At 78.9% G+C, this 5,940-nt stretch carries 5 protein-coding genes; all 5 read right to left on the minus strand.

What is annotated here, in order from left to right:
* On the minus strand, nt 1-2,265 hold a 2,265-nt coding region (locus GTQ99_RS18715), incomplete at its 3' end, for an EAL domain-containing protein (protein WP_166617236.1).
* The gene (locus GTQ99_RS18720) at nt 2,262-3,986 is read right to left on the minus strand and encodes a P-loop domain-containing protein (protein WP_166617237.1); all 1,725 of its coding nucleotides are present in this window, start codon (nt 3,984-3,986) and stop codon (nt 2,262-2,264) included. The genes GTQ99_RS18715 and GTQ99_RS18720, both read right to left, overlap by 4 nt.
* On the minus strand, nt 3,983-4,822 hold the full coding sequence (locus GTQ99_RS18725) for an NAD(P)H-binding protein (RefSeq protein WP_166617238.1): 840 nt from the start codon (nt 4,820-4,822) through the stop codon (nt 3,983-3,985). Before GTQ99_RS18725 ends, GTQ99_RS18720 begins: the two co-directional genes overlap by 4 nt.
* Nucleotides 4,819-5,454 (minus strand): CG0192-related protein, encoded by a 636-nt coding sequence (locus tag GTQ99_RS18730; protein ID WP_166617239.1) that lies wholly within the window; start codon nt 5,452-5,454, stop codon nt 4,819-4,821. The genes GTQ99_RS18725 and GTQ99_RS18730 overlap by 4 nt, the downstream gene beginning before the upstream one ends.
* Before the next feature lie 52 nt (nt 5,455-5,506).
* On the minus strand, nt 5,507-5,940 hold a 434-nt coding region (locus GTQ99_RS18735; RefSeq protein ID WP_420814587.1), incomplete at its 5' end, for a PPOX class F420-dependent oxidoreductase.

The raw sequence follows: 5,940 nt of genomic DNA on the forward strand, positions 1-5,940 counted from the left end.
CTCCTGCGCCACCCCACCCGCCGCCGGCTCACCCGGCACCCCGCCCGGCACCCCGCCCGGCACCCCGCCCGCGGCCAGCTCCAGCCAGCGCCGCACCTGGCCCGGCGGCATCGGGCGGGCGTGCAGGTAGCCCTGCGACTCGTCGACGTCGAGGCGGCCCAGGACGTCGCGGGTCGCGGCGTCCTCCACGCCCTCGGCCACCACCCGCAGGCCCAGCCGGTGCGCGAGCGCCACCGTGGCCTCCACGATCTGCGCGGTGCGCGGCTCGTGCAGCACCCGCACGGTGAACGCGCGGTCCAGCTTCAGCTCCGTGGCCGGCAGGTCCGTCAGGTACGCCAGCGAGGAGTACCCCGTCCCGTAGTCGTCGATGCTCAGCTGCACCCCGCGCCGCGTCAGGCCGCGGGTGACGGCGAGCGCCAGGTCGGGGTCGGCCATGAGGGTCGTCTCGGTGACCTCCAGCACGAGCCGGCCGGGGGCCAGGCCGCTGCGGGCCAGCACGTCGTCGACGATGCGCAGCAGGTCCGGGTGCGCCAGCGTCGAGGCCGACAGGTTCACCGACACCCGCAGCGGCAGGCCGCCGTGCGCCCACAGCGCCGCGTCCGCCGTCGCCCGGTGCAGCAGGTGCACGGTCAGCTCGTCCATGAGGCCCTGCTCCTCGGCGAGGTCGAGGAACGTCACCGGCGCCAGCAGGCCCCGCACCGGGTGCTCCCAGCGCACCAGCGCCTCCACCCCCACCACGCGGCCCGTGAGCACGTCCACCTGCGGCTGGTAGTGCACGACGAGCTCGCGGCGCAGCCGGTGCTCACCGGCGGCCACGAGCGCCTTGAGGTCGGCGGCCAGCGCGGCGCGCTCGCGCGAGCGGGCGTCGACGTCGGAGTCGTAGACGCCGACCCCGCCCCCGGCCGTCTTCGCCGCGTACATGGCGGTGTCGGCCTGGCGCAGCAGCCGGTCGGGGTCGACGGCCCCCGCCGGCAGCGAGCGCACCCCGATGCTCAGCCCGATGTCGACGTGGCGGACGACGGCCTCGTGCAGCGCGCGGCCCACGGCGGTGGCGCCCTCGTCGTCGCAGCCGGGCAGCAGCACCGCGAACTCGTCACCGCCCAGCCGGGCGAAGACCGCGTCGGCGGGCAGCGCGCGGGCGGCCGCCGCCACCACCCGGCGCAGCAGGGCGTCCCCCGCGTGGTGGCCCTGGCGGTCGTTGACCTCCTTGAAGCGGTCGATGTCGATGAGCAGCAGCCCCGTGCCGTGCCGCTGGCGGGCCGCCACGACGAGGTGCTGCAGCAGGGCGCGGCGGTTGGCCAGCCCGGTGAGCTCGTCGGTCAGCGCCTCGCGGCGCGAGACCGCCAGCTGCGCCAGCTCGCGCAGCAGGTGCACCACGCGCACGCTCACCCCCAGCGTCGCCCCGAGGGCGTACGCCGTCGGCCCCCACCCGTCGCGGGGCACGTCGGTGGCCGCCAGGACGGCCACCGCCAGCGCCAGCACGATGAACGAGCCGACGGCGGGCGCCTGGCTGGAGGCCGGCACCGCCGCCGAGCGCACCGGCCGGACCGAGCAGGCCGCCACGACGAGCGCGGCCAGCGTCCACGCCGCCTGCAGCCGCACGCCGTCCGAGGCGCCGCCGCGCAGGCACAGCGAGACCACCAGCAGCGCCGCCAGCGCGCACTGCACCGCCCAGGCGCGGCGGTCGCGGGCGAGCCCGCCGATGGCGGCGACGGTGGCGGCCGTGCCCAGCAGCAGCACGAGGGCGCCGACGTCCAGCAGCCACAGCTGCTCGCGCCAGGCCGGCCAGGGCGCGGGCAGGAAGCCGGCCCGGCGCTGCAGCAGCACCCCGGCCGCCGTGATGGCCAGGACGGCGCTGACGCCGTTGAGCCAGTCCCCGGGGTCGGAGACGTACGTGCGGAAGCGGTTCCAGCGCACCAGGCCCTGGTAGGCCAGGGGTGCGGCGGCCAGCGCGGCCAGCGCCGGCAGCACCGCCGAGGAGGACCCGGGGGTCGACGCCGGGGAGGACCCCGAGGACGCCGCCACGAGCGCGGCCGCCGGGGCCAGGCCCAGCACCGCGACGGTCGCCGCCCACCACCGCCACACCCCGTCGTCGCCGCCGCGGCGCAGCGCACCGGCGACCACGGCGACCGCCACCAGGTGGGCGAGCAGCAGCAGCACCGGCGCGGCCCCCCGTGCCGCGGGCAGCAGCGCCGCGCCCGCCAGCAGCGCGCCCGCGGCGACGGCGGCCTCGCGACGTCGCGGCGCAGCCGGGGAGAGGGTCACCCCGGGGTGGTCGGCCGCGCCGGCGCGGCGCTGGATCCCCCGATCGGGTCGTCCAGCAGGCGCGCGACGCGCAGGGAGCGCAGCCGGTTCAGCGCCGCCGCGACCTCGTGGCGGCGCGGCACCGCCACGTCCGCCTCCGTCCCGCCCAGCCAGCCGGTCACCGCACCGGCCAGGTCCGCCTCCAGCAGGTCCAGCACCTGCGCCAGCGAGCGGCGGCCGTCGAGGTGGCCGGCGGCGACCGCGTGGGCGAGGGCGTGCCCCGCACCGGCGACCTGGCCGGCGTCGGTGAACTGGCGCACCGCGCGCACGTCGACCTCGTGCTCGCCCAGGCGCAGCGCGTCCGTGCCGTGCGCCGCGACGCGCCGGCGCCCCCGGGCGTTCGCGTCCACGCCGGCCGGGTCCACCACCCGCCCGCGCACGGGCGGGAAGCGGACCGCCTCGGCGACGCGCCCGCTCGGGCGGCGCGCCACCTCCCGCGCCCGCTCGCTGACGTCGCTGCAGCGGAAGGAGTCCATCAGCAGCACCCGGTCGGCGACGTCGAGGAAGTCGCCGCTGGCCCCCACGACGAGCACCGCGGAGACGCCGTGGTCCTCGGCCAGCGGGCGCAGCAGGTCCACGAGCGGGTTGAGCGGCTCGGAGGCCTTGGCCACCAGCTGCTGCATGCGCGCGTCGCGGACCATGAGGTTCGTCGCCGCGGTGTCCTCGTCGAGCAGCAGCAGCCGGCTGCCCGCCTCCAGCGCCTCCACGGTCGCCGCCGCCTGGGAGGTGGAGCCGGAGGCGTCGGCGGTCGTGAACGCGCGCGGGTCCAGGCCGCCGGGCAGGGCCGTGACGAAGGCGCCGACGTCGACGCCGGTGACGGCCCGGCCGTCCTCGGCGCGCACGGCCGCGGCGTCGGCGCGCGTGACGACCAGCTCGCGCCCGTCGCCGGGGACGTGGTCGTGGACCCCGGCCTCCAGGGCGCGCAGCAGCGTGGACTTGCCGTGGAAGCCGCCGCCGACGACCACCGTCACCCCCGTCGGCAGGCCCGCGCCCGTCGTCGGCCCGCGGTGCGGCAGGTCGACGGTGGTGCGCAGCGAGGGCGGGGAGGAGAACGGCACCGCGTCCAGGGCCGGGCGGTCGTCGACGCCGCTGCGCCGCGGCAGCACGGCGCCGTCGGCGACGAAGGCGACCAGACCGCGCCCGGGCAGCGCGCGGCGCAGGGCGTCGGCGTCCTCGACGGCGTCGGCGAAGGCCCGCGCGGCGTCGAGGTCGCATCCCAGCACCCGCTCGCGCAGCAGCTGCGGCAGCGTCCCCGCGAGGTCCCCGGCGGCCCGCCGCCCCCCCAGGCGCCGGCGCGGGCCGGGCACCGGGTAGCCGAGCCGCAGCACGAGCGAGCCGTCGGCGGACACCTCGCAGCTGCTGCGCTGCAGCACCTCCTGCCCGCCCGCGTCGATGCGGAAGGGGCCCGGCGCGGCGGCCGCGGCGCGGGCCAGGAAGCCCGCCACCGCCCGGCGGCGGACGGCGGTGCCCAGGTCCAGGGCGGCGAAGGGGGTGCCCGCGCAGCGCACCTCCCAGCGCGAGGGCGGCGCGAACGGGTCCGCCTGCGGCTGCCGCAGCAGCACCTCGCAGCGGCCGGCGGGGTCCTGCAGCAGCGGCCAGGGGCGCCCCGACAGGGAGCGGTGGCGGGCGTAGGGGGCGCCGTCGAGGTCCTCGAGCGCGCGCTGCAGCCCTGCCGCGCTCACGGGCGGGCGCCGCCGAGCACGTCCGCCAGCGAGCGCGCGGGGTGCCCGGTGAGGTCGGGGACGGCGGTGCTGACGACGTCCAGCTCACCGCTCGCCACGGCCGTGTAGGTGCTGACCCAGCCGTCGAGCACCCAGCGCGGCGCCCCGGAGGCGGCCCGGGAGGCGTAGGCCTCCTCCACGCTCTCCGCCACGTAGCGCACCCGCTCGCCGCGCACGGCGGAGAGCACCTCGGCGACCTCGGCCAGCGTCATCGCCCGCGGGCCGGTGAGGTCGTAGGTGCGGCCGGAGTGCGCCTCGTCCAGCAGGGCCGCGACGGCGACCTCGGCGACGTCCGCGCGGGCCACCGGCGCCAGGCGCCCGCTGCCCGCGGGGCCGCGCAGCGCGCCGTCGACGACGAAGCCGGGGAGGACGTCGGCGTAGAAGGAGTCGCGCAGGAACGTCGTCTCCACCCGCGAGGCGGTCAGCAGCTCCTCGGTGGCCGCGTGGTCGCGGCCGAAGGTGAACGTGCAGTCCGGGGCGGCGGCGAGGAAGGAGGTGTAGACGACGCGCCGCACGCCGGCGGCCGCGGCGGCCTCGACGACCGAGCGGTGCTGCGCGACGCGGTCGGCGTGCTCGGCGGCGGAGACGAGGAGGAGCACGTCCACCCCGTCGAGGGCGTGCCGCAGCGCCTCGGCGTCGCCGTAGGCCGCCGGGCGCACGTCGGCGCCGGGCAGGTCGGGGGCGCGGGCGGGGTCGCGCACGACGAGCCGCTGCGCGACGCCCGCCGAGGACAGGGAGCGCGCGACGCGCCCGCCGACGTGCCCGGTGGCGCCGGTGACGCCGACGAGCCCGCTCACGCCAGCACCACCGCGACGACGGCGGCCTCGTCCTCGCCCCAGCTCGCGGTGAGCCGGGCGCCCGCGGGCGGCGGCGGCGCGGCGGCGCCCGTCAGCACCCGCGGCAGCACGAGCGTGGCGACCGGGGTGCGCACCGTCGTCACCGCGCCGTCGGTGCTCACGCCCTCGACCGCGGTGACGGCGGGGGCCTCGGCCGCGTCCCCGTCGCCACTGGCCCAGCCGTGCTTGGGCGCCGGCTCCAGCCGGCCGTCGACGGCCCGCAGCAGGTCCGCCTCGCGGCCGCCGGTGACGGCGGCGCGGTGCACCGCGTCCGCCCACACCGGGTCGCCGGCGCCGTCGTGGACCCAGCGCCGCCCCAGCACGGAGTGCTCCATCGTCGTGACGAGGAAGCGCTCGGCGCCCTCCAGCGGCGCGGCGCGGTAGGTCAGCGGCACGTTGAGCAGGGGCCCGTCGCCGGCGCGCACGAGGAACGTCTCCACGCCGACGTCGCCGGCGGGGTCGTCGAAGCGGAACGCGGCGACGACCTCCAGCACCTCCCCGCCCGCCAGGCCGCTCCAGGGCCGCGTGGGCAGCCAGGAGGTGAGCAGTTCGAGCTTGGTGGGCCGCAGCTCGGCCTGGTGCAGGACAGCCATGGCGCGACGCTACTGGCAGCGCCGCACCCCGCGGGGGCGGCGGGCGGGGCGGCTACCGGGGCGGCTGCCCGTAGGCGCGGGCGACGGGCAGGCGCACCACGCGGCGGCGGTCGCGCACCATCGCGGCGCGGTAGTCCTCCCAGTCGGGGTGCTCGCCGGCCAGCGCGCGGTAGAGGTCGACGAGCTCGTCGACGGCCTCGTCGTGCGGGTCGGCCGCGACCGCCGACAGGCTCGCCTCGCCCTCGACGACGGTCCAGCTCCAGAAGTCCTCCGAGCTCACGTGCAGGCTGGCCCGCGGGTCGCGTTCGAGGTTGCGGGCCTTGGCGCGGTCGGCGGTGACGGAGACGCGCACCAGCCGGCGCACCGGGTCGTAGTGGTGGGTGACGTTGGACAGCTGCGGGCGCCCGTCGCGCTTGATCGTCACGAGGACGCTGCGGGAGGTGGCGGCGAGCAGGTCCAGCAGCGGCTGCTGGTCGGGCTGCTGGT

This window comes from Kineococcus vitellinus (assembly GCF_009906315.1).
Taxonomy (GTDB): domain Bacteria; phylum Actinomycetota; class Actinomycetes; order Actinomycetales; family Kineococcaceae; genus Kineococcus; species Kineococcus vitellinus.